A 24349-nucleotide genomic window follows, 5' to 3' on the forward strand; every position below is an offset into this window, starting at 1 on the left:
GAGTGCTCAGTATTCACACGGCTCACAGCGCTCGAGGATGTCTTGCAGATCGTCCGTCGCACCCCGCTCGTGCAAGAACCGGGAGACTTCGTCGCGCCACTCGCGGTCCGACGCAATGCCGGCCCAGGTGTGGGTGCCGGCCCAGTGATACGGGCGATCGTCGAAAGTGTTGATCAGCGCCTGATTCAGCACTTTCACATCAAAGTTCGGGTTCTTGTCGCTTTGCACCATCAATGAGCTGAACACCTTCTGCTGCGCATCGCCGTTGCGCCGCACCTGCTGGGCCTTGGTGGAACTCAAGACAATGAACGACGGCCGGACGTTCTCGGCCATGGCGGCTTGCAACCGGTAGTGCCCGTCGATAATCACGCAGGAACACAACCCACCGACGTACCACAGCAGGATCGGCGGCAAGCTGCCTTCGCGCGCTTTCTTGCGCCACCACTTCAGGCGCCCGGCTAACGGGTCTACCGAATGCAGGCCGATCACCGGCCCCAGGCTCCAATCGAGCCACTGCACCGGTTGCGGCTGCACGTTATCGAGAATGCCTTCGCTATACAGCGACCATTGCGGCAAATGACTGGCGATTTCCTCTTGCGTCGAGAAATACCAACCGCTCACGCCCTCGTCACGTTTCCAGCGTGTCGCGGTAGACAGCATCGGCCGCGCCACCCAGTACCCGGGATAGAGAAAATCCGGCTGGTGCTCCATCAACTGCTGGATGAAGTACCGGCTCCAGGCCTTGATGCGTTGCTCGGACGGCAAGCTGGCGTGGTGTTCGACATCCGCTGAGCCAATCGCCGGCACCGGCAGAAAATCCCGTTGCGCAGGCTGATGGTTTCGCACCAGCCAGGCACCGTAATACGAGGTGGCGATGGTCCCCCAGAGCAACGGGACGTCATTGAGCATCAACTTCAGCCGGCTGTTGTTGCCGGTCAGCAAATGCAGCGGCGGCTTGCCCTGCCTCGGGCGGCTGACGTCGATGCCCAAGCCTCCCCACTGTCCCTGTCGATCCTCAAGATCGCGCCAGAAGAATTGTTCCACGATAGTCCCTTGATTCATGCCGTAAACCGCGAGGCCCGACAACGCGTGTCAACCGCGTTGTCGGGCCTCGGTTAATCCGGCATGACTATACCAGAGGCATTCCGGGCAACAGACTGCCCAGCGCCCTGTTCAGAAGCCCTCCAGCTCGGCCATCAAGTCATTCAGGCGATCGACTTTTTCCTCCGTGATGTCAGTCGCCGCCAGGCCCTCGATGTACTCGGCCAGCTCCTCAACGGTGCTGCACTCAAACATCGCCCGCAGCGGTACGTTGCGTTGCAGGGCTGTTTGCACCCGCGAGGCAATTTGCGTGGCCAGCAGCGAGTGACCGCCCAGTTCGAAGAAGTTGTCGCGGATACCCACCTTCTCGACCTTCAGCACCTCGGCCCAGATATCGGCCAGGGTCTGCTCAAGCGCCGAACGCGGCGCCTGATAGTCCTGACTCTGCAACTGCCCGATTTCCAGCGCGGGCAGCGCCTTGCGATCGAGTTTGCCGTTGGCGTTGAGCGGCATCCGTTCCAGCCACAACCAATGCAGCGGCACCATGTATTCCGGCAGCTCGGCACGCAGGCGCTGCTTGATCAGGTCCAATGCCTCGCCCGGACTCAGCGCCGGGTCACTGGCCACCAGATACCCGACCAAGTGCTTGCCGTTGACACCTTCCTGCACCCCGACCGCCGCGTCGCGGACCTGCGGTTGCTCATGCAAGCGTGCTTCGATTTCACCCAGTTCGATCCGGTAACCACGGATTTTCACCTGATGATCGATTCGGCCGACGTACTCCAGCACGCCGTCGCTACGGCGGCGCGCCAGGTCGCCAGTACGGTACAAACGATCGCCCGGAACCCCGAACGGGTTCGGCACAAACACCTGGGCGGTGCGCAACGGATCACTGACATAACCGCGCCCCACACCGGTCCCGGCCACGCACAACTCACCCACCGCCCCCAGCGGCACCAGTTCCAGCGCGCCGTCGAGCAGGTACAAACGATTGTTGTCGGTCGGCGTACCAATCGGCAGGTAACTGCCACGGGTCGACGCCAGGTCGACACGGAAGAACGCCACATCGTCGGAGCACTCGGCCGGGCCGTAGGCATTCACCAGGCCGATATCCGGGTAGCGCAGCAACCATTGCTGAGCCAGTTCCGGTGGCATGGCTTCACCGGTCGGCAGCATCCAGCGCAAGCCGTCCAGACCAATGCGCTCCTGGGCAAGCATGCCCTGAATCAACGACGGCACGCTCTCCAGCACCGTAATGCCTTGCGCCTGGACGTGCTCAAGCAAGCCTTGCGGATCGTGAGCGATAGTGTTCGGCACGATGTCCACCCGCGCCCCGAACAGCGGTGCGGCGAGGAACTGCCAGACCGAAATATCGAAGCTTTGCGAAGCCGTTTGCGCGATCACGTCGGTGTCGCCGAGGCTCAGGTACGGCACCTTGCTCAACTGGTTATTGAGCATGCCGCGTTGCTCGACCATCACACCTTTCGGCAAACCGGTGGAGCCCGAGGTGTAGATCACGTAGGCAAGGTTATCGGGGCCGCTGTAAATGCCCGGGTTTTCAACCGACACCGCACTGGCCTGGACCTCTTCCCACACCAGCAATCGTGGGCGGTTGGCACAGGCAAATTCATCCAGCAACGCCAGCGCCTGATCGCGACTGGCCTCGCTGCACACCAGCAATGGCGTGCGGCTCAGGTCGATGATCCGGCTCAGGCGCTGGCTCGGCAGGCCCGGGTCCAGCGGCAGGTAACCGGCACCGGCCTTGAAGCTGCCGATGATCATCCCGAGCAAGTCCAGGTTGCGTTCGGCCAATAGCGCCACCGGCTGGTCCAACCCGACACCGGCCGCGATCAACGCATGACCGAGACGGTTACTGCACTGGTTCAACTCGGCATAGCTGTGCTGTTGATCCAGACAACTGGCGGCGATCCGCTGCGGATGTGCGGCCACCTGGGCTTCGAACAGCGCAACGTAGCTTTGCTCCAGCGGATACTCGTGCTCGCTCTGGTTGCAGCCATGAATCAGGAAGTCCTGTTCCGGCTCACCCAGCAGCGGCAGGTCCGCCATGTTGCCGTGGAAGCCCTCAACCAGCGCCAGCAACAGCCGCTTGAACTCGGCCAGCATGCGCTCCACCGTCGACTCGTCGAAGTAACGCTGGTCATAGGACAGGTGCAAACCGAGGTCATCACCCGGATAGCAGACTGCCGTCAGCGGGAAGTTGGTGTGGGTACGGCCCGAGTCCGAGGTGGCATTAAGGCTTTGCGCACGGTCCAGTACCGAGACTTCCACCGGGGCGTTTTCGAACACGAAGAGGCTGTCGAACAACGGCTGACCTTTAGGCAGTTCGCTGTTTTCCTGGATCGTCACCAGCGGCAGGTATTCGTACTCGCGCAGTTGCATGTTGCTGTCCAGCAGTTCACTGAGCCACTGGCGCACGCTGCACGGCTGATCGTCTTCCGGCAGTTTCACCCGCAAGGCGATGCTGTTGATGAACAGCCCCACCGTGCGCTGCATCTCGGGCATCTCCACCGGACGCCCAGCCACGGTGACCCCGAACAGCACGTCGCGATCACCGCTCAAACGGCGCAGTACCAGGGCCCACGCCGCCTGGGCGAAGGTGTTGATGGTCAGTTGATGGGCCTGCGCCAGTTCACGCAGTTGCGCACCGTCGCGAGCATCGAGGCGGGTGTAACGGTCGCCCACGATCATCCCGCCGCTGGCACCGGCGTGCTCACGCAGGAACGGACGATCGCTGGGGATCGGCGTGGTCCGCTCAAAGCCCTGCAGATTGTTTTTCCACCACTGGCGTGCCTCGGTCAGGCTCTGGCGTTGCAGCCAGCTAATGTAGTCGCGATAGCGGCTCGGCACCGCCAGTTGCGCCTCGCGGCCTTCACCGAGGGCGGTGTAGATTTCGAAGAAGTCATTCATCAGCAACGAACGGCACCAGGCATCGATCAGGATGTGGTGGTTGCTCATCATGAACCAGTAACGCGCCGCGCCAACCCGGATCAGGCGCAAATGGAACGGTGCCTGATTCAACAGATCGAACCCGGCCTCTCGCTCGCTTTTGAGCAACGCTTGCAGCTTGGGTTCTTGCTCGGGCTCGGCCACCGCGCTCCAGTCGAGGAACTCGATGGGCGTGCTGCCCGGTTTGTGAATGATTTGCAGCATGTCTTCGCCGACGTTCCAGCAGAACGAGGCACGCAGGGCTTCATGACGGGCCACCACCGCTTGCCAGGCCTGGGCGAATCGCTGCGGGTCGAGTTCGCTGTTGATGCGGTAGCGGTCCTGCATGTAATACAGGCCAGTGCCCGGTTCCAGCAGGGTATGCAGCAACATGCCCTCTTGCATCGGCGTCAGCGCAAACACGTCTTCGATAGCCGCCGCTGGCACCGGTAGCGCGTCGAGCTGGGGTTGCGTCAAGCGTGCCAGCGGGAAGTCCGACGGCGTCAGGCCGCCCGCCTCGTCACGCAGGCAATGCGCGATCAGGCTCTGCAACTCACCGAGGTAGGCATCCGCCAGTTCGGCGATGGTCTGCGGGTCGTGGCGTTCGCGGCTGAATGTCCAGCGCAACACCAGCTCACCGCCGTAGACCTGACTGTCGATGCTCAGCTCATTGGGCAGCGGCGCATCAGGGTCGTGGGCCGCGCCCACCGGCTCATCCAGTGGACGGAACAGCGCCTGCGCGCCGAAGCTCTGATCGAACTGTCCCAGGTAGTTGAAGGTGATCGGTGCCACCGGCAAGGCAGCCATGCGCTGACGACTCAGGTCGTCGGCCAGGTAGCGCAGCACGCCATAACCCAGACCTTTATGAGGCACGGCGCGCAGTTGCTCCTTGATCGCCTTGATCGAGGCACCCTGCCCGGCCGCTTCCTCGATGTTCAGCGGGGTCAGGCGCAGCGGGTAAGTGCTGGTGAACCAGCCGACAGTGCGGGTCAGGTCGATCTCCTCGAACAGGGTTTCGCGACCGTGGCCTTCAAGCTGGATCAACGCGGATTCGTGACCGCTCCAGCGGCACATCACACGGGCCAGCGCCGTCAGCAGCAAGTCGTTGACCTGGGTGCGATAAGCACTCGGCGCCTGTTGCAGCAGTTGGCGGGTGTGTTCGGTGTTGAGGCGCACGCTGACGGTTTCAGCATGCCGATTCTGTTGCCCGCCCTGCGGACACTCGCACGGCAGATCGCCGCTCGGGCCAGCCAGTTGGGTCTGCCACCAACTCAGTTCTTCACGCAGGGACTCGCTGCCGGCATAAGCCTGCAAACGCGCCGCCCAGTCACGGAACGCACTGGTTTTCGCCGGCAGGCGCACGGCCTGCTCCGTGTCGAGTTGACGGTAAACGGTTTGCAGGTCATCCAGCAGTACGCGCCACGACACTCCGTCGACCACCAGGTGGTGAATGGCGATAAACAGCCGTTGCTGGCCCTGCGGACCGTCGACCAGCAAGGCGCGCATCAGCGGCCCCTGACGCAGGTCGAAGCTGCGCTGGGCATCGGCGAACAACGCAGCGCAGGCGTCCATCGACGGCACGCGCACTTGCCAGAGCAATGCGACATCCGACACCGGCAGGTGCTCGGCGCGCCACTGGCAGTCGTGCATCGTGAAGTTCAAGCGCAGGGCGTCGTGCTGCTCCATGACTGCCAGCAACGCCTGTTCCAGACGATGCGGGTCCAGGGTCATGGTCGGTTCCAGCAACAACGCCTGGTTCCAATGCTGACGTTCAGGAATCTCGGTGTCGAAGAACCAGTGCTGGATCGGCGTCAGGGCCGACTCACCCGTGAGCAAGCCCTGCTCGGCCGTGACCTGTTCCGTGCGCGTGGCCACGGTGGCCAGCGTCTGCACCGTCTGATGCTGGAACAAATCGCGCGGGCTGAAGTGAATACCCTGCTGCCGGGCGCGGCTGACCACCTGGATCGACAGGATCGAGTCACCGCCCAGTTCGAAAAAGTTGTCGTTGAGGCCGACCTGTGTGACGTTCAACACCTCGCACCAGATGCCGGCCAGGGCCAGTTCCAGTTCATTGCGCGGGGCGATGTACTGCTGGCGATTGAGCTCGGGGTCCGGTGCCGGCAGCGCACGGCGGTCGAGCTTGCCATTGGCGGTCAATGGCATGCTTGCCAGCAGGATCAGGTGCGTCGGCACCATGTAGTCCGGCAGTTGGGCTTTCAGGTGAGCCTTGAGTGCTTCGCGCAGGGTCGCTTGTTGGGCGTCGTCCTGCTCGGCCACGTCGCTGGCGAGGTACGCCGCCAGTTGCTTGCCACCCGGCATATCGAGGGCCAGCACCACGGCTTCGCGCACCGACGGGTGTTCCAGCAGGCGGGTTTCGATTTCACCGAGTTCGATGCGGAAACCGCGAATTTTCACCTGATGGTCGATCCGGCCCAGGTACTCCACAAGACCATCGGCGCGTTGGCGCACCAGGTCGCCGGTGCGGTACAAGCGCCCGCCGTGAGTGGCGAACGGGTCCGCGACAAACCGTTCGGCGGTCATGCCCGGACGCTGATGGTAACCCTGCGCCAGGCCCGCGCCGCCGACGTACAGTTCACCGGTCGCTCCTTGTGGCACCAGCGCCAGATCGGCGTCTAGGATGTAGGCCACGCGTGCACCGATCACACTGCCGATCGGCACACTGCTGGCACCCTCCTCCAGATGCTCCGGAGCAAGACTCGCCAACGGCATGACCACGGTTTCGGTCGGGCCATAAGCGTTGAAGAACAGGCTCGGGGTGAACGCTGCGCGAATCCGTTGCAGGTGCTCACCGGTCAACGCTTCGCCGCCGGTAATGCACATGCGCACCGGCAAGGTTTCGCCCTGGGTCGCGAGCCACTGCGCCAACTGGCTGCCGTAGCTTGGGGTGAAACCGAGAATGTTGATCCGGTGCTGACGAATCAGTTGGCAGATCTCTTCGGCGTCCCACTGGCCCTGAGCACGCAACACAACCTGCGCACCGCTGAGCAACGGCACCAGCAGACGCTCGGTGGCAGCGTCGAAGTTGATGGAGTAGAAGTGCAGTTCACAGTCGTCGGGGCGCATGCCAAACCGCTCGATCACCGCGCGGCAGTGCATGGCGATTTCGCCGTGGGACACCACCACCCCTTTGGGCTTGCCGGTGGAGCCCGAGGTGTAAATCAGGTACGCCTGATGCTGGGGCAGACTGATGAACGGCAACTCGTCCACCGGATAATGAGCCATTGCCGCGGCGTCATCTTCCAGGCACCAGCGGGCCACGTCGGCGGGCAACTCACCCAGCGCCTCAAACATCGCGGCGTCACTGAGCAGCAAACCGATGGCGCTGTCTTCGATCATGTAGTGCAAACGGTCCAGCGGGTATTCCGGGTCCAGCGGCACGTAGGCACCACCGGCCTTGAGAATCGCCAGCAGGCCGACGACCATTTCCAGCGAACGCTCCAGCGCCAGGCCGACCCGCACCTGCGGGCCAACCCCACGCTCACGGAGCATCCAGGCCAGGCGATTGGCGCGGCTGTCGAGTTCGGCGTAGGTCAACGTCTGGCCAGCAAAAGTCAGGGCCGGCGCATCAGGGCGGGCCAACGCCTGTTCGCTGAACAGGTGATGAATGCACTGGTCGAGGCGATGCTCGCCGGGCTCGACGCCCAGGCTGTCGAGCAGGGTTTGCTGCTCGGTGGTGTCCAGCAGCGGCAATTCGCTCAAGCGTTGTTGCGGATCGGCGAGCAAGGCTTGCAGCAGGTTGCGCCAGTGACCGGCCATGCGCGCAATGCGCGGTTCGTCGAACAGGTCGGTGCTGTACGTCAGGCAGCAGCCCAGTCGGTGATCGAGGTCGGTGACTTCCAGGTTCAGGTCGAACTTGGTGGCCCGCGCATCGTTGGCCAGGTACTCGACGGTCATGCCGGCCAGTTCACGGCTTTGCTGGAACTCCCAGCGCTGGACGTTGCACATCACCTGGAACAGTGGGTTGTAAGCCGCGCTGCGCGGTGGTTGCAAGGCTTCCACCAAGTGATCGAACGGCAGGTCCTGATGGGACTGGCCTTCGATCACGGTATGGCGCACCTGCTCGAACAACTCGCCCACGCTCATCTGCCCATCGAGCTGGCAACGCAGCACCTGGGTGTTGAGGAATGCACCGATCAGCCCTTCACTTTCCGGGCGAATCCGGTTGGCCACCGGCGCGCCAATACGCAGGTCGGTCTGGCCGCTGTAGCGGTAAAGCAGTACGGCCAGTGCGGCGGTCATGGTCATGAACAGGGTCAGACCGTGTTGCGCGTTGAAGGCACGCACCTGTGCGGCGAGCTCATCACTCAGGTCAAAACGGAACAACTCACCCTGATGGCTCTGCACCGATGGCCGCGGACGGTCGCCCGGCAGCTCCAGCAGCGGATGTTCGCGACCCAGTTGCGCGGTCCAGTAGTCGAGCTGGCGCTGACGCTCGCCGGACTCCAGCCATTGGCGCTGCCAGACGCTGTAATCCAGGTACTGCACCGGCAACGGTTCGAGCGGTGACTCGCGGTCGTCGAGGAAGGCCTCGTACAACGCGCCCAACTCACGGGCGAAGATGTCCATCGCCCAGCCTTCGGTGACGATGTGGTGCAAGGTCAGCACCAGGTAGTGTTCGTGTTCGGCCGTCTTGACCAGGCATGCCCGCAGCAGCGGACCGGTTTCCAGGTCGAATGGCGTATGGGCTTCCCTATCGGCCAACTGCTGGACCTGCTGTTCACGGACATCGGAGCCCAGCGCAGAAAAATCTTTCCAGGCCATGCGCAGGCCTGTTTCCGAGTGAACCTGTTGCCGGGCCACGCCGTCGACGCTCGGGAACGTAGTGCGCAAGGTTTCGTGGCGCAGGATCAACGCTTGCAGCGCCGCTTCGAAACGCCCGACATCCAGCAAGCCGCGCAACCGCGCCATGCCGCCCACGTTGTAGGCCGGGCTGTCCGGCTCCATCTGCCACAAGAACCACATACGCTGCTGAGAGTAGGACAACGGCACCGGTTGGCGGCGGTCGACCTTCTCGATCGGCGGCTGCTTGTTGGTGTTGCCGCTGACCTGAATCAACCGCACTTGCTCGGCAAACGCGCCCAACTCGCTGGCTTCGAACAGCGCTCGCAGCGGCAGATCGACGTCGCAGGCCTGGCGGGTGCGGGAGATAATTTGAGTGGCCAGCAACGAGTGCCCGCCGAGGGCGAAGAAGTCGTCGCGCAGACCGATACGCACCTGGCCCAGCACATCGCGCCAGATACCGGCGATCTGCTGCTCCAGCGCGGTGACCGGCTCGACGTGTTCACGCACCTGCCAGTGCGGCTCAGGCAAGGCACGACGGTCGAGTTTACCGCTCGGGCTCAGGGGCATTTCGTCCAGGCGCATCAACTGCGCCGGAACCATGTATTCCGGCAACTCGGCCGCCAGCGCAGTTTTCAGGCGCGCGGCCTGGGCGTCTTGGTCTTCATTGGTTTGGGGGGCGGTGTAGTAGCCGATCAACTGCGCACCGGCCGCCGTCTCGCGCACCAGCACCACCGCTTGGGCGACGCCGTCCTGCGCCAACAGGCGCGCTTCGATTTCCTCGGGTTCAACTCGAAAGCCGCGCAACTTCACTTGCTGGTCGAGGCGCCCGAGAAACTCAAGCACGCCGTCGGCGGCCCAGCGAACGCGGTCGCCGGTGCGGTACAAACGCGCGCCGTTCTCACCCAGTGGGTCGACGACAAAACGCTCCGCCGTCAGCGCCGGACGTCCGAGGTAGCCTCGGGCCAGGCCGATGCCGCTGATGCACAGTTCACCCGGCACACCGGCCGGCAGCGGATTCAATTCGCTGTCCAGCACCCGGCAAACCACGTTGCCCAAGGGGCGGCCAATCGGCGAACGTTCACCGTCACCGAGGCTGCACTGCCAGTGGGTGACGTTGATCGCGGTTTCGGTCGGGCCATAACGGTTATGCAGTTGCACCGCTGGCAGTTGCTCCAGCACGCGACTGCGCAACTCGGCGGGCAAGGCTTCACCGCCGCAGAACAGGCGACGCAGGCTGGTGCATTCGGCCGCCAACGGTTCGTCGATAAACAATTGCAGCAACGGTGGCACAAAGTGCAGCGTGGTCACTCCAAACGCTTGCACCAGTTGAGCGATGCGATGGGGATCGCGGTGCTCGCCGGGGCCTGCGATCAACAACCGGCAACCGGTGATCAGCGGCCAGAAACACTCCCAGACCGACACGTCGAAACTGATCGGGGCTTTCTGCATCAGCACATCGCTTTCGTCGAGACGATAGGTCGCCTGCATCCATTGCAGGCGCTCGCTCAACGCGGCGTGGGTGTTGCCAACGCCTTTGGGCTGGCCGGTGGAACCGGAGGTGTAAATCACATACGCGAGGTTATCGCCGTGCAGGTGCAGGCCCGGCGCATGGCTCGACCAGTTGTCGAGGTTGAGGGTGTCCATGGCAACGGCGCTGACGCCCTCGGCCGCAGGCAAGCGCTCCAGCAAATGGCTCTGGGTCAGCAGCAGTTCAACGCTGCTGTCGCTGAGCATGTAGGCCAGACGATCGGCCGGGTAGTCCGGGTCCAGCGGTACATAGGCACCACCAGCCTTGATGATCGCCAGCAGACCGATCAGCAATTGCGGCGAACGCTCGGCGGCAATCGCCACGCACACGTCCGGGCCGACGCCTTTATCACGCAGGTAATGCGCCAAACGGTTGGCCTGGGCGTGCAGTTCGGCGTAGTCGAGTTGACCCCCTTCCCAAATCAGCGCGGTCCGCTCCGGGGTCAGGCGTGCCTGCTGGTCAAGCTGTTCCGGCAACCATTGGCTGGCCGCTACGCACGGTGCAACGCTCCATGCCTGCTGCACGTTGTGCTCGTTGACGCTGAGCAGCGGCAGGTCCGCGATAGCGCGCTGCGGACGCTCGCAAATGGCCCGCAGCAGGTTGACAAAATGTTCCGCCAGTCGCTCGACGGTGGCCACGTCAAACAGCTCATCGGCGTAGTCGAACGACAGGCTCAGGCGACCGTTGCGGTCTTCTTCACTGTGCAATTGCAGGTCGAACTTGGCCTCGCGGCTGTGCCATGGCAGCTCCTCGGCGAGCAGCCCCGGCAGACGACGCAAGGCACTGAGGTCGCGTTGCTGGTGGTTGAACATCACCTGGAACAAGCCCTGTTCACGCGCTTGCGGGAAAGCTTCGAGCAGTTGCTCGAACGGCAGGTCCTGATGGGCTTGGGCGCCGAGTGCCGCTTCGCGGGTGTGGGCCAACAATTCAACGAAGGACTGACGCGAGTCGACTTGCGCACGCAGCACCTGGGTGTTGATGAAGAAGCCGATCAGGCCTTGGGTTTCCAGGCGCGGACGGTTGGCGTTAGGCACGCCGATGCGGATGTCGCGCTGACCGCTGTAGCGATGCAGCAGGCATTGGAACGCCGTCAGCAACAGCATGAACGTGGTCGCATCATGGGCCTGGGCGGTCTGGCGAATCGCTTCGCTCAGGCTCGTTTCCAGACGCAGGGTATGCCGGGCCGCGCTGCGCTGTTGCTGCGCCGAACGCGGGTGATCGGTGGCCAGTTCCAGGCTCGGGTGTTCATCGCCCAAGCGGTCTTTCCAGTAGGCCAGTTGTCGCTCACTCTCACCCTGCGCCAGCCATTGGCGCTGCCAGCTGCCGTAGTCGGCGTATTGCAATGCCAGCGGCGGCAACGCAGCGACTTGTCCCTGGGACGCCGCCGCGTACAGCCGCGAAAACTCGTCGATCAACACATTCAGCGACCAGCCGTCAGCGATGATGTGGTGCATTGTCACCAGCAGTTGATGGTCTTCGTCATCCAGCCGCACCAGCGTCACCCACAGCAGCGGACCTTTCTTGAGGTCAAACTGGGTGCGCGCTTCGTCTTCGCGAATCTGCGCCGCACGGGCTTCACGCTCGGCCAGCGGCAGGTCGCTGATGTCGATCAGTTGCAGGTTGAATTCACCTGCGTTGTCGACCTGTTGCAAGGCCTGGCCGTCGCGCTCGAAGAACCGCGTGCGCAGGGATTCATGGCGTTCGATCAGGTGCTGGAAACTGGCGCGCAAGGCGTCTTCATCCAGCTCACCACGCAAGCGCAACGCACCGGGAATGGTGTAGGCGCTGCTGTGCGGGTCCAGTTGCCAGGTGATCCACAAACGGTTCTGCGCCAGCGACTGCGGCAACGCTTCACTGCGCGACAACGCACTGATCGCGCCTTGGGCCAAACCGCCATCCTGTTGTTGCAGGGCCACCGCAGCAGCGAATGCACCGAGGGTCGGGGCTTCGAACAGCAGCCGCAGGTTCAGCTCCAGGCCCAGTGTTTCGCGCAGGCGCGCCACCACTTGGGTGGCCGCAATCGAGTTACCGCCCAGCAGGAAGAAGTGATCGTCTGCCGCCACGTGCTTGACCTCAAGCAGCTCGCACCAGACGCCCGCGATCAGGCGCTCAAGTTCGCAGGCCGATGCTGCGCTGTCTTGCGACGATTCAGCTTCGCTCGGGAACATCGCGTAGCAGTCGAGGCTGCCGTCGGCCAGACGACTGCGGCACGCCGAACGCTGCAATTTGCCGCTGGAAGTCTTCGGCAACGCGCCGGGGTTGAGCAACACCACCACGCTCGGCGCTTCCTGACAGGCCTCGGCTACCGCTTGGCGGATGGCCTTGATCAGCGCTTCGGGCGCAAGGATTTTCTGCACGCTGCGGCTGATTTCCGCCGCGATGCCGATACCTTCCTGGCCCTGATCGGTCACCGCGAACGCCGCCACCCGCCCCTTGCGCACCACTTCCACTTCGCGCTCGATGGTTTGCTCGATGTCCTGCGGGTAGAGGTTGTGCCCGCGCACGATCAGCATGTCTTTCAGGCGCCCGGTGATGAACAGTTCACCGTCGCGCACAAAGCCCAGGTCGCCGGTACGCAGCCAGGTGCGGCCAGCGTGCTCGACAAAGGTCTTGGCCGTGGCTTCGGGGTTGCGCCAGTAGCCGTGGGCGATACTCGGCCCGGCGGCCCAGACTTCGCCGACCTGATTGTCGGCCACTGGTGTAAGTGTCTGCGGGTCGACCATCAGCACCGCGTGTTCCGGCTGGCTGATGCCACAGCTCATGATCGAGCTGCCCTCGCCCGGCTCGGCACGGTTTTGCATCAACGCCTGTTCGTCCAGCTGCAAGGCCGGGATGCCCTGACCTCGCGGGGTGCCGGCGACAAACAATGTGGCCTCGGCCAAACCATAGGAGGCCATGAAGCTGCTCGCGCTGAAACCGCAACTCGCGAATTTGTCGGCGAAGCGCTCCAGGGTATCCAGACGAATCGGCTCGGAACCGGAATACGCCACGCGCCAGCCGCTCAAGTCGATGCGCTCCATGGCGGTTTCGCTCACGCGCTCACTGCACAGGCGATAGGCAAAATCCGGCCCGCCGCTGATGGTGCCGCCGTACTCACTGATCGCTTCCAGCCAGCGCAATGGTCGACCGAGGAAGTACGCCGGCGACATCAGCACACACGGCACACCACTGAAAATCGGTTGCAGCAGGCCGCCGATCAGGCCCATGTCATGGTACAGCGGCAACCAACTGACGATCACGTCGTCGGGGTTGAGGTCGATGCCAAAACCGCGACGGATCAGTAACTCATTGGCCACCAGGTTGCCGTGGCTGACTTGCACGCCTTTGGGCAACGCAGTGGAGCCGGAGGTGTATTGCAGGAACGCGATGTCGTCGTCACGCAGATCCGGCGCAACCCAACGCTCGGCGAGGGCACTCTCCAGACCGTCGACACACAGCAGTTGCGGCGCCTGTTCGGCGCTGAGTTCGCTCATTTGCAGCAGCGCGTCGCGCAGGCCGGCACTGGTCAGCAGCAGCCGTGGCTCGGCATCGGCAATGATCGACAGTAGCCGTTCCTGGTGATGCCGACGCGTCGACTCTGGCGGGTAGGCCGGCACCGCAATGACGCCCGCATACAGGCAACCAAAAAACGCCGCGACGTAATCCGGACCACTGGGAAACAGCAACACCGCGCGATCACCCAGCCCCGCCTCGGCTTGCAAGGCTGCGGCGATGGTGCGCGCTCGAAGGTCCAGGTCGCGATAACTCAGCACGCAACCCTGTTCCTGGGTTTCGGCAAGAAAGCGCAAGGCGACCCGATCCGGCGTCAGGGCCGCACGGCGCTGGAGGGCTTGGACCAAGGTGCTGGGGAGTTCGAACGCGTCGATCATGAGGTTTCCTGCCTGAGTTCGGCTTGCAAATGGAATCGGTTTTTCAAACGTCACACGCGTCACGCCGCGTGCTGGACACGGTCTTGGCCGACCGCGCAAGGCATTGGGAATGCTGGGTTGGCGAGGGCTGTCACCCGCAACCATTCACCAATGAGAACGGATGACGCCTGAAAATAATTAGTCCTCTGCCACCCCGCCCCGCAGCCGCTCTGGACGCCCGGTGTGGCGTCGTTCGCAAACCGCACCCTTTTGGGTCATTAATTCTCTTTCTCAATTGACAATCATTATCATTCAACCTAATTTGTCGCTCGATGTGTTGGATCGCTGCGAACCACCGGCCGTCCGACTAACTTTTTGTAGCAAGGTGACTTCCATGACGGAACAAGTGTCCACAAGCAGGTGCGATTCACCGTTACTCCAGGCCTTCGTCGACAACCGGCTGATTCTGGTCAAGATTGCCGCCCGCATCACCGGTTGCCGGTCACGCGCCGAAGACGTGGTTCAGGATGCATTCTTCCGGCTGCAATCGGCGCCGCAGATCACGTCCTCGTTCAAGGCTCAACTCAGTTACCTGTTCCAGATCGTGCGCAACCTGGCGATCGACCACTACCGCAAGCAGGCGCTGGAACAGAAGTACTCGGGCACCGAAGAGGAGGGTTTGAACGTGGTTGTCCACGGCGCTTCCCCGGAAACCTCGCACATCAACTTCTCGACGCTGGAAAACATCGCCGACGCGCTGACCGAGCTGCCGAGCCGGACTCGTTATGCGTTCGAGATGTACCGCCTGCACGGCGTCCCGCAAAAGGACATCGCCAAGGAACTCGGCGTCTCGCCAACCCTGGTGAATTTCATGATTCGTGATGCCCTGATTCACTGCCGAAAAGTCTCGGGCAGCCGCAGCGATACCTTCGCCCGCCGCTGATCCCCGATGCATCGATCCGGCAGGCCAGGGGATCACCCCGCCCTGCCCGATACCTCCCTCTCAAGCCAGGGTGCAATGATCGAAAAAGCGCTCGCGCCCCAGGATCATCAAAGCCGCCCGCTTGTGAGGAAAATCAAACTCTTTCTCGCAGTGGAAACACTGGTTGTGCAGATGGCCGATCATCTTCGCGTTATCGGCACGCGGCTCTGCCACCACCCGCTGAGTACGCGGATCGTCCAGAAACAGGTAATGCACCAGCGCCGATAACCAACTGGCGACCTTGTGCGGGCCGCGATGGTCTTCTTCGCCCACCAGCATGTGAATCCCGCGGTCGTAATCGCCCGCCTCGTAGAACGGTGCGATGCGGTCTTCCTTGGCCCAATAGGCTTCGAAATACGCGAACGGCTGATCATCGAAGCAACCGATCAGGGTCAGGGTGTGGGGGTCGGCCTGGAGGGTATTCAAATACGCGCGGTGCTTGTCGAGGTTGCCGCTCTCTTCCCAGAAATCCGCCACTCGCGGGTTGTTTTGCCAACGATGGAAACGCTCAAGGTCATGATCGATTTCGACCGTGCGCAACGAGATCCACGCCCCGAGGCGCGCATCAAATCGCCGATAGACTTCGCCGCGTGGCTTGATCGGACGCCGTGGATGACGCTTGCCGGCGCTGATGATCATCTGCTGCGCATAGACATTGCCGACCGACTCGCCCAACCAGGGTTGCGGCTGCTGCCAGAACAACGTGCGTTCGCAGACGTACTGCCCCGCCACTTCCGTCGCCACCAGTAAACCGCTGTGCAAGGCTTCGGTCGGCGACTCGTCGAGCTGCCAGGTCAGGCGCTGACAGTGGGTATCTCGCGCAAACAGCCAATAACACGCCGCCCATAGCGCCTGACCAACGGGACGGCGATAAAACGCTTCCACTTGCAAGCTCAGCGCCGGTTCACGCCTCAGGCGCAGGCGAATCAGCGGTTGGCCTTCCAGGCTCAGGCTCAGGTAACGCTCGGTTTCATCGCCGGCAAGAAGGCGTCCCTGCGGCAACGCAAGGGAAGACAGGTCATTCAGATGGGACATGGGGCGGGCTCACGTAATCGTCGACAGTTCAACGATGTGACGTGAGCCGGGGCGGGAAATTTAGGCACGGCATGGAAATCAGTGGCGGATCAGCCGATTTCAGCCTTTGGGCACCGGCACGATGGCAATTTTGTACGGGTCGAAGATCTTCAGCATCTGGCCATTGTCCCGCAGGCCTTGCAGCAATTTGCCGAATGCCTCGCCGCTGATGGGCGCTTGCGGGCGGATCAATGCGTAATGGTGGTAGACCTGATCGATGCGCTGAGACACCAGCAACTGCGCCCCGATCTTGTCATTGCGCAGCAGGTAATCACTCAAGTAAGAGCGGGTTACCAGGGCAATGTCCGCACGGTCGCGCAGCACCATCAGGATATTGCTGTCGTGGGAGTACGTGAGCGTGGCGTTGTAGTTGTCGGCGAGGAATTTCGGGTCAGCATTGAAGTTGGCAAACTCATAGTGATAACCGCTGTACAGTGCCAGGCGCTTGCCTTTCAAGTCCGCAAAATAGCTTTGCTGGCGATCGGGTTTGCTCTGCGCGACAAAGATTTCCGCATCTTCCAGGCCCATGTCGACAGTGGTGTGCGCAATGTCCTTCCAGCCCCACTCCGGGTTCTCGAAGATCGCCATGTCGACCCGGCCTTCCTTGAAATCACCGAAACGCCGAGGCAGCGAAGTCGGCACCAGTACAAATTCATACTCGGTCTGGAGCTGGTTCAGCGCCTCGACCAACTGCGGCAGCAGCCCGGTGTCGGCACCGGATTCCGGGCGGACGGTATAGGGTGGGAAATGCGCGGCACCGACCTGTACCCGTTGCGCGGCCGACACGGGTAATACGAACAACGCTCCCAGCGCTATCAGCCATACCCGCGAAATCGTCCGAATTGGCGAACCCATCAGCAAAACCCACCCCTGCAAAGACATTCATTACTTCTAAGCTAGGCGGTTTCGCCCACTTAGACAACTTGGTACTGGCTATTTAATCCATCGCGCCGCCCGCGCTATTTTTCTTCGAGGACCAATATCAAGGCCTCATCCGCCAACTGGTCCAGGCTCAGGCTGCCTTCTGCACGAAACCAGGTGGTGGTCCAGGACAAGGCGCCCGTCAGAAAACGCCGGGTGATAAACACATCGCCACGGATAAGCCCGGCCTCCTTGGCTTCACCCAATACCTGCAACCAGATCTGCTCATACACATCGCGCAGGGCCAATACCTGGACCTGCCCTTCCACCGACAGCGAGCGCCATTCGTAAACCAGCACCGCCATCGCTTCGCCGCTGCCGCCCATGATCGACTGCAATTCGCAGCGAATCAGCGCCAGTACCCGCTCGCGCACATCATGAGCGTCCGCCAGCGCCGCCTGCATCAGTGCGGTGTTGTAGTGGATGGTTTCCTCCATGACCGCCCGCAGGATTTCATCCTTGCTCTTGAAGTGATGAAAAATACTCCCCGACTGGATCCCTACCGCACTGGCCAGGTCACGCACCGTGGTGCGCTCATAGCCCTTGTTGCGAAACAGGTGAGCGGCCATTTGCAGCAACTTGCCACGGGCGCTGTCGGGATCGGTGATACGCCCGCTGTCCACCAACTCGCGCATCACTTGCAGGGCTTTTTGCTCGTCCACGCCGCTCTCCTTCACTTGCCTGAATCTATTACCGTCTGGCGCCCGGCAACCGGGTGCTTGCGCGCGCAATTTATGCTGGTGGGGTGAACCAAGCAAGCGCTTGGACGGAAGTATTTGCAGCGTTTACAAACCAAGCGCTTGCTTGGTAGTCTCGCCGCAGTGCTTTCAGGAGAAAGGCCCGCCATGAACACAACCCTGCGCATCGGTTGCGCCAGTGCATTCTGGGGCGACACCTCGACCGCCGCCGCGCAGTTGGTAGACGGCGCACGTCTGGATTACCTGGTGTTCGACTACCTGGCCGAAATCACCATGTCCCTGCTGGCCGGCGCCCGCATGAAAGACCCTCAGGCCGGTTACGCCACCGATTTCGTTGAAACCCTCAGCCCGCTGCTGGGGAAAATCGCCGAACAACGAATACGCGTCATCAGCAACGCGGGCGGCATCAACCCGCTGGCCTGCGCCGCCGCCCTGCAAGCGGCCTGCGACAAAGCCGCCCTGCCCCTGAAAATCGCCGTGTTGCTGGGCGATGACCTGCAACCGCGATTCAAGGAACTGGGCAGCGCCGGTGTGACCGAGATGTTCAGCGGCGCGCCATTGCCGCCCCTGTGCGTGTCGACCAATGCCTATCTGGGCGCACCGGGTATCGTCGAAGCCTTGCGCCTGGGCGCCGACATCGTTATCACCGGGCGCGTGGTCGACAGTGCGGTGGTCAGCGCGGCACTGGTGCATGAATTCGGCTGGTCGTGGCAGGACTACGACAAACTGGCCCAGGCTGCACTGGCCGGGCACATTATCGAATGCGGCGCCCAGTGCACCGGCGGCAACTTCACCGATTGGCGCGACGTGCCGGACTACGAACACATCGGCTTCCCGATCGTCGAGGTCAGCGACGACGGCCAGTTCATCGTCACCAAACCACAAGGCAGCGGTGGGCTGGTGACGCCGTTGACGGTCGGCGAACAACTGCTCTATGAAATCGGCGACCCGCGCGCGTACCTGCTGCCCGACGTGGTCTGCGATTTCAGCCAGGTCAAACTCCAGCAGCAGGGCAAAAATGCGGTGCGAGTCCACGGCGCCAGAGGCCTGCCGCCCACCGACCACTACAAGGTCAGCGCCACCTACCCGGACGGTTTTCGCTGCACCGCCAGTTGCCTGATCGCCGGCATTGACGCGGTGGCCAAGGCCCGGCGCGTCAGCCAGGCGATCATCGACAAAACTTCAGAGATGTTCAGCCAGCGCGGCTGGGCACCTTACAGCGAAGTGAACATCGAACTGCTGGGCAGCGAGGCCACGTATGGCCCTCACGGTCAGCGCCAGGACAGCCGTGAAGTGGTCATCAAACTGGCGGTGCGACATCCGGCCAAGCAGGCGCTGATGCTGTTCTCCCGTGAAATCGCCCAGGCCGCGACCGGCATGGCGCCGGGCCTGACCGGCATCGTCGGCGGACGCCCGACGGTGTACCCGCTGATCCGGCTGTTTTCGTTCCTGATCGACAAAGCGGCCTGCACCCTGGAGGTCGACCTGCTCGGCCAGCGCCACCGCTGCGCCCTGCCGGCCCTCGACCGTCTCGACAGCGCCACCCTGCCCCTCCCTCATGACCCGCCCAAACCCCATGGCCGTGCCGACGCCAGTGTGGCGCTGGTGAAACTGGCAGTGGCGCGCTCCGGCGACAAGGGCAATCACAGCAACATCGGGGTCATGGCCCGCGCGCCCGAGTACCTGCCGTGGATCGCCGAAGCCTTGACGCCCGAAGTGATCGTCGACTGGATGAGCCACGTCCTGGACCCGATTCACGGGCGGGTCGAGCGTTGGTATCTACCGGGCAGCCACAGCCTGAACTTTCTGCTGGAGAATGCCCTGGGGGGCGGCGGCGTGGCGAGCCTGCGGATCGACCCGCAAGGCAAGGCGTTCGCCCAGCAGTTGCTGGAGATCCAGATTCCGGTGCCGCAAGGCATCGCCGACCACCTCAACTAGAGGAGTATCGCCATGGCCTATGACTCCATTTTCAAGCCTGACCTGTTTGCCGGCCAGACCATCATTGTCACCGGTGGCGGCAGCGGCATCGGTCGCTGCACCGCCCACGAACTCGCCGCCCTTGGCGCCCACGTCCTGTTGATCGGACGCAGGGGCGACAAACTGAAAACCGTCACCGCGGAAATCCGTCAGGACGGCGGCACCGCCAGTTACCAGACCTGCGACATCCGCGACGAAGATGCGGTGACCACACTGATCCGGCAACTGATCAGCCAACACGGCCCCATCCACGGCCTGGTCAACAACGCTGGCGGCCAGTACCCGTCACCGCTGTCGGCGATCAATCAGAAGGGCTTTGAAACCATCCTGCGGACCAATCTGGTCGGCGGTTTCCTGATGGCCCGGGAAGTGTTCAACCAGTCCATGAGCCAACATGGCGGGGCCATCGTCAACATGCTCGCCGACATGTGGGGCGGCATGCCGGGCATGGGGCACTCCGGCGCCGCACGCTCGGGCATGGACAACTTCACCAAGACCGCCGCCTTCGAATGGGGTTACGCCGGTGTGCGGGTCAACGCGGTGGCACCCGGCTGGATCGCCTCCAGCGGCATGGACACTTACGAAGGCGCATTCAAAGCCGTGATCCCGACCTTGCGCGAACATGTACCGCTCAAGCGCATCGGCACGGAGTCGGAGGTCAGCGCAGCCATTGTTTTTCTGCTCAGCCCGGCGGCGGCCTTCATCAGCGGCAGCACCTTGCGCATCGACGGCGCGGCCAGCCTCGGCGGGCGTGCATGGCCGATCCACAAGGCACAACGCAGCGAACCCTTCAATGGTTTCCACCGCGCTTACCTGCCGGATGTGCTCAAGGACAAGGAGTAACCCATGCCGGTGATTGAATCTGGACTCGACCCGCACCACCCGCAGTTCGCCCTGAACCGCGAGGCGATGCTCGCGTCAGTCGAACACCTGCGCCAGTTAGAGCAGCAGCTATTGGCCAAGGCCGCAGAGGCCAAAGCCAAATTCGAGCAACGCGGGCAGTGGTTGCCGCGCGAACGCCTGAACCTGCTGCTCGACCCCGGCGCGCCGTTTCTCGAACTGGCGAGCCTGGCCGGCTACAAACTGCACGACGACAAGGACGGCAGTCAGGCCGGTGGCGGCCTGATTGCCGGCATTGGCTACGTGTCCGGCGTGCGGGTGTTGGTGGTGGCCAACAACAGCGCGATCAAGGGCGGGACCATTTCCCCCAGTGGCCTGAAAAAGTCCCTGCGCCTGCAACAGATCGCCGTGGAAAACAAACTGCCGGTGATCACCCTCGCCGAAAGCGGTGGCGCCAACCTCAACTACGCCGCGGAGATTTTCATCGAGGGCGCCCGCAGCTTTGCCAATCAGGCGCGGATGTCGGCCATGGGCCTGCCGCAGATTACGGTGGTCCACGGTTCGGCCACGGCGGGCGGCGCCTATCAGCCGGGGCTGTCGGATTACGTGGTGGTGGTGCGTGGCAAGGCCAAGCTGTTTCTCGCAGGCCCGCCGCTGCTCAAGGCGGCTACCGGAGAAATCGCTACGGATGAACAGCTCGGGGGCGCGCAAATGCATGCTCAAGTCGCCGGCACCGCCGAGTACCTGGCCGAAAACGATGCCGACGGCATCCGACTGGTGCGTGAAATCGTCAGCCTGTTGCCATGGAATGCGCGGTTAGCGCAGCACGCACCGCAATCCTGGGACGAGCCGCTCTACCCCATCGACGAACTGTTGGGGCTGATCCCTGCGGACCCCAAAAAACCCTACGACGTGCGCGAGATCATCGCCCGCATCGCCGATGGCTCACGTTTTCTTGAGTTCAAGGGCGAGTTCGATCAACAAACGATCTGCGGCCATCTGCATATCCAGGGTCAGCCCTGCGGATTCATCGGCAACAACGGCCCGATCACCCCGCAAGGCGCAAGCAAGGCTGCGCAGTTCATCCAGCTCTGCGATCAGAGCCAGACCCCGCTGCTGTTTTTCCACAACACCACCGGTTTCATGGTCGGCACCGAAGCAGAACAGCACGGGGTGATCAAACACGGCGCGAAGATGATCCAGGCCGTGGCCAATGCACGGGTGCCGAAGCTGACCATCGTGGTCGGGGGCTCGTACGGGGCCGGTAACTACGCGATGTGCGGCCGGGGCCTGGACCCGCGTTTCATCTTCGCCTGGCCCAACAGCCGCACCGCGGTGATGGGTGGCGCCCAGGCCGGCAAGGTGCTGCGTATCGTCACTGAAGCCAAACAGCTCAAGGACGGCCTGGTGCCCGACCCGAAGATGCTCGACATGCTTGAACAGGTCACCGCGCAGAAACTCGACAGCCAATCCACCGCACTGTACGGCAGCGCCAACCTGTGGGACGACGGGCTGATCGACCCACGGGATACCCGCACGCTGCTTGGTTATTTGCTGGACATTTGTCGCGAGGCCGAGGTTCGTCAGCTACAACCCAACAGTTTTGGCGTGGCACGGTTTTGAGGCTCTGATCACCACCAGGTTTAGGGAGAACAATAAAAATGATGTTTACCCAGGAACACGAAGCACTGCGCCGCACCGTTCGCCAGTTTGTCGACCGCGAAATCAACCCCTACGTCGATGAGTGGGAAAAGGCTGGGCGTTTCCCCATTCACGAGATCTTCCGCAAGGCCGGTGAGCTGGGCCTGCTGGGCATTTCCAAACCGGAAAAGTTCGGCGGCATGGGCCTCGACTACAGCTATTCGATTGTTGCCGCCGAAGAGTTCGGCACCATCCACTGCGGTGGCATCCCGATGTCAATCGGCGTCCAGACCGACATGTGCACCCCGGCGCTGGCGCGATTCGGCTCCGACGAGCTGCGTGAAGAGTTCCTGCGGCCCGCGATCAGCGGTGAACAGGTCGGCTGTATCGGCGTTTCGGAAGTCGGCGCCGGTTCCGACGTTGCCGGGCTGAAAACCACGGCGCGCAAGGACGGCGACGACTACGTGATCAACGGCAGCAAGATGTGGATCACCAACTCACCGAGCGCCGACTTCATCTGCCTGCTGGCCAACACCTCGGACGACAAGGCGCACATCAACAAGTCACTGATCATCGTGCCGATGAACAGCCCCGGCATCAGCCTCGGCTCGCACCTGGACAAACTCGGCATGCGCAGCTCGGAAACCGCCCAGGTATTTTTCGATAACGTACGCGTGCCGCAGCGCAACCGCATCGGCCATGAAGGCGCCGGTTTCATGATGCAAATGCTGCAATTTCAGGAAGAGCGGTTGTTCGGCGCGGCGAACATGATCAAGGGCCTGGAGTACTGCGTCGACAGCACCATCGAGTACTGCAAGGAGCGCCAGACCTTCGGCAACGCACTGATCGACAATCAGGTGATCCACTTCCGCCTCGCGGAGCTTGCCACCGAGATCGAATGCCTGCGGGCGCTGGTCTACCAGGCCACCGAGCAGTACGTCAAAGGCCAGGACGTCACGCGCCTGGCGTCCATGGCCAAACTCAAGGCCGGACGGCTGGGTCGGGAAGTCAGCGACAGTTGCCTGCAATATTGGGGCGGCATGGGCTTCATGTGGGACAACCCGGTGGCCCGCGCCTACCGCGATGTGCGACTGGTGTCGATTGGCGGCGGCGCCGACGAAATCATGCTGGGGATCATCTGCAAACTGATGGGCATCCTGCCGGGGAAAAAGAAATGAACACCCTGCCCACTTGCGAAACCCTGTTGCTGGAAACCCACAACGGCGTATTGCACATCACCCTGAACCGTCCGGACAGCCGCAACGCCATGAGTTTGCAGATGGTTGCCGAGTTGCGCGCCGTGCTGGCGGCCGTGCGCGATGACCGGGGCATTCGTGCGTTGGTACTCGGCGGTGCCGGTGGGCATTTCTGCGCGGGCGGTGATGTGAAAGACATGGCCAATGCCCGCGCTCAAGGACCCGAGGCTTACCGCGAACTGAACCGCACCTTCGGCGCCCTGCTCGAAGAAGCCCAACATGCACCGCAAGTACTGATCACGGTGCTGCAAGGCGCGGTGCTCGGTGGCGGATTGGGTTTGGCCTGTGTCAGTGATATTGCCCTGGCAGAACACAACGCTCAGTTCGGTTTGCCGGAAACCAGCCTCGGCGTGTTGCCGGCGCAAATCGCGCCGTTCGTGGTCCAGCGCATTGGCCTGACTCAGGCCCGGCGCCTGGCCCTGACTGCGGCGCGTTTTGACGGGCATGAAGCGCGGCGCCTGGGGCTGGTGCATTTTGTCGAACATGATCCACAAGCCCTGGCCGAACGCCTGGATGGAGTGCTCGCCCATGTCATGTGTTGCGCTCCCGGCGCCAATGCCGCGACCAAAGCCTTGTTGCTGGCCAGTGCCGAACAGCCTCTGGGACCGCTGCTGGACCAGGCAGCCGAATGGTTCAGCGAAGCCGTGACAGGGGCCGAAGGTGTCGAAGGGACAATGGCCTTTGTGCAAAAACGCAAACCGGGATGGGCGCCTTAAAAGCATCGCGAGCAATCGAGCGTCGACCGGCCCTCCCCCAGAGTTGAAATGCAATCCAATGTGGGAGCGGGCTTGCTC

Annotated in this window: 11 protein-coding genes; 6 read left to right on the forward strand and 5 right to left on the reverse strand. The window is 62.7% G+C overall.

What is annotated here, in order from left to right; all coding sequences use genetic code 11:
• Positions 1-6 precede the first annotated feature (6 nt).
• Complete coding sequence (locus AC1Z1G_RS18020; protein WP_483621449.1) at positions 7-1062, reverse strand: hypothetical protein; 1056 nt, start codon at positions 1060-1062, stop codon at positions 7-9.
• Positions 1063-1173: 111 nt separating this feature from the next.
• Positions 1174-14187: a non-ribosomal peptide synthetase gene (locus AC1Z1G_RS18025; RefSeq protein WP_483621450.1), complete on the reverse strand. Its 13014-nt coding sequence runs from the start codon at positions 14185-14187 to the stop codon at positions 1174-1176.
• A 373-nt stretch (positions 14188-14560) separates the two neighbouring features.
• Here AC1Z1G_RS18025 and AC1Z1G_RS18030 point away from each other — a divergent pair, with 373 nt between their 5' ends.
• Positions 14561-15109 carry an RNA polymerase factor sigma-70 gene (locus AC1Z1G_RS18030; protein ID WP_483621451.1) on the forward strand — a complete coding sequence of 183 codons (549 nt, stop codon included), beginning with the start codon at positions 14561-14563 and terminating at the stop codon, positions 15107-15109.
• 60 nt (positions 15110-15169) lie between these two features.
• On the opposite strand, the gene AC1Z1G_RS18035 is transcribed toward AC1Z1G_RS18030, so the two are convergent.
• The 3 genes from AC1Z1G_RS18035 to AC1Z1G_RS18045 form a co-directional block, all read right to left on the reverse strand.
• Positions 15170-16183 (reverse strand): GNAT family N-acetyltransferase, encoded by a 1014-nt coding sequence (locus tag AC1Z1G_RS18035; RefSeq protein ID WP_483621453.1) that lies wholly within the window; start codon positions 16181-16183, stop codon positions 15170-15172.
• Between the two features lie 99 nt (positions 16184-16282).
• Entirely contained in the window at positions 16283-17077 is a 795-nt protein-coding gene (locus tag AC1Z1G_RS18040; RefSeq protein WP_483621455.1) for a substrate-binding periplasmic protein, read from the reverse strand.
• Between the two features lie 104 nt (positions 17078-17181).
• Positions 17182-17805, reverse strand: coding sequence for a TetR/AcrR family transcriptional regulator (locus AC1Z1G_RS18045; protein WP_483621456.1), 624 nt, complete (start codon positions 17803-17805; stop codon positions 17182-17184).
• Between the two features lie 183 nt (positions 17806-17988).
• Between AC1Z1G_RS18045 and AC1Z1G_RS18050 the strand changes: the two genes are divergently transcribed.
• Genes AC1Z1G_RS18050 through AC1Z1G_RS18070 form a run of 5 tightly spaced genes read left to right on the forward strand, consistent with a single transcriptional unit; the run spans position 17989 to position 24271 of the window.
• Positions 17989-19779 carry an acyclic terpene utilization AtuA family protein gene (locus tag AC1Z1G_RS18050; protein ID WP_483621458.1) on the forward strand — a complete coding sequence of 597 codons (1791 nt, stop codon included), beginning with the start codon at positions 17989-17991 and terminating at the stop codon, positions 19777-19779.
• Between the two features lie 12 nt (positions 19780-19791).
• Positions 19792-20661, forward strand: a complete 870-nt coding sequence (locus tag AC1Z1G_RS18055; protein ID WP_483621460.1) for an SDR family oxidoreductase — start codon at positions 19792-19794, stop codon at positions 20659-20661.
• A 3-nt stretch (positions 20662-20664) separates the two neighbouring features.
• On the forward strand, positions 20665-22281 hold the full coding sequence (gene atuC, locus AC1Z1G_RS18060; RefSeq protein ID WP_483621462.1) for a geranyl-CoA carboxylase subunit beta: 1617 nt from the start codon (positions 20665-20667) through the stop codon (positions 22279-22281).
• A gap of 38 nt (positions 22282-22319) precedes the next feature.
• Positions 22320-23477 carry a citronellyl-CoA dehydrogenase gene (gene atuD / locus AC1Z1G_RS18065; protein WP_483621463.1) on the forward strand — a complete coding sequence of 386 codons (1158 nt, stop codon included), beginning with the start codon at positions 22320-22322 and terminating at the stop codon, positions 23475-23477.
• Complete coding sequence (locus AC1Z1G_RS18070; protein WP_483621465.1) at positions 23474-24271, forward strand: enoyl-CoA hydratase/isomerase family protein; 798 nt, start codon at positions 23474-23476, stop codon at positions 24269-24271. The genes atuD and AC1Z1G_RS18070 overlap by 4 nt, the downstream gene beginning before the upstream one ends.
• Positions 24272-24349 lie beyond the last annotated feature (78 nt).

The sequence above is a fragment of the Pseudomonas sp. JL27(2026) genome, from assembly GCF_056933555.1.

What these genes read in the sequence shown, in the direction of transcription:
- AC1Z1G_RS18020 (WP_483621449.1), bottom strand. Translation starts at nt 1,062, where the DNA reads ATGAATCAAGGGACTATCGTGGAACAATTCTTCTGGCGCGATCTTGAG.
- AC1Z1G_RS18025 (WP_483621450.1), bottom strand. Translation starts at nt 14,187, where the DNA reads ATGATCGACGCGTTCGAACTCCCCAGCACCTTGGTCCAAGCCCTCCAG.
- AC1Z1G_RS18030 (WP_483621451.1), top strand. Translation starts at nt 14,561, where the DNA reads ATGACGGAACAAGTGTCCACAAGCAGGTGCGATTCACCGTTACTCCAG.
- AC1Z1G_RS18035 (WP_483621453.1), bottom strand. Translation starts at nt 16,183, where the DNA reads ATGTCCCATCTGAATGACCTGTCTTCCCTTGCGTTGCCGCAGGGACGC.
- AC1Z1G_RS18040 (WP_483621455.1), bottom strand. Translation starts at nt 17,077, where the DNA reads ATGGGTTCGCCAATTCGGACGATTTCGCGGGTATGGCTGATAGCGCTG.
- AC1Z1G_RS18050 (WP_483621458.1), top strand. Translation starts at nt 17,989, where the DNA reads ATGAACACAACCCTGCGCATCGGTTGCGCCAGTGCATTCTGGGGCGAC.
- AC1Z1G_RS18055 (WP_483621460.1), top strand. Translation starts at nt 19,792, where the DNA reads ATGGCCTATGACTCCATTTTCAAGCCTGACCTGTTTGCCGGCCAGACC.
- atuC (WP_483621462.1), top strand. Translation starts at nt 20,665, where the DNA reads ATGCCGGTGATTGAATCTGGACTCGACCCGCACCACCCGCAGTTCGCC.
- atuD (WP_483621463.1), top strand. Translation starts at nt 22,320, where the DNA reads ATGATGTTTACCCAGGAACACGAAGCACTGCGCCGCACCGTTCGCCAG.
- AC1Z1G_RS18070 (WP_483621465.1), top strand. Translation starts at nt 23,474, where the DNA reads ATGAACACCCTGCCCACTTGCGAAACCCTGTTGCTGGAAACCCACAAC.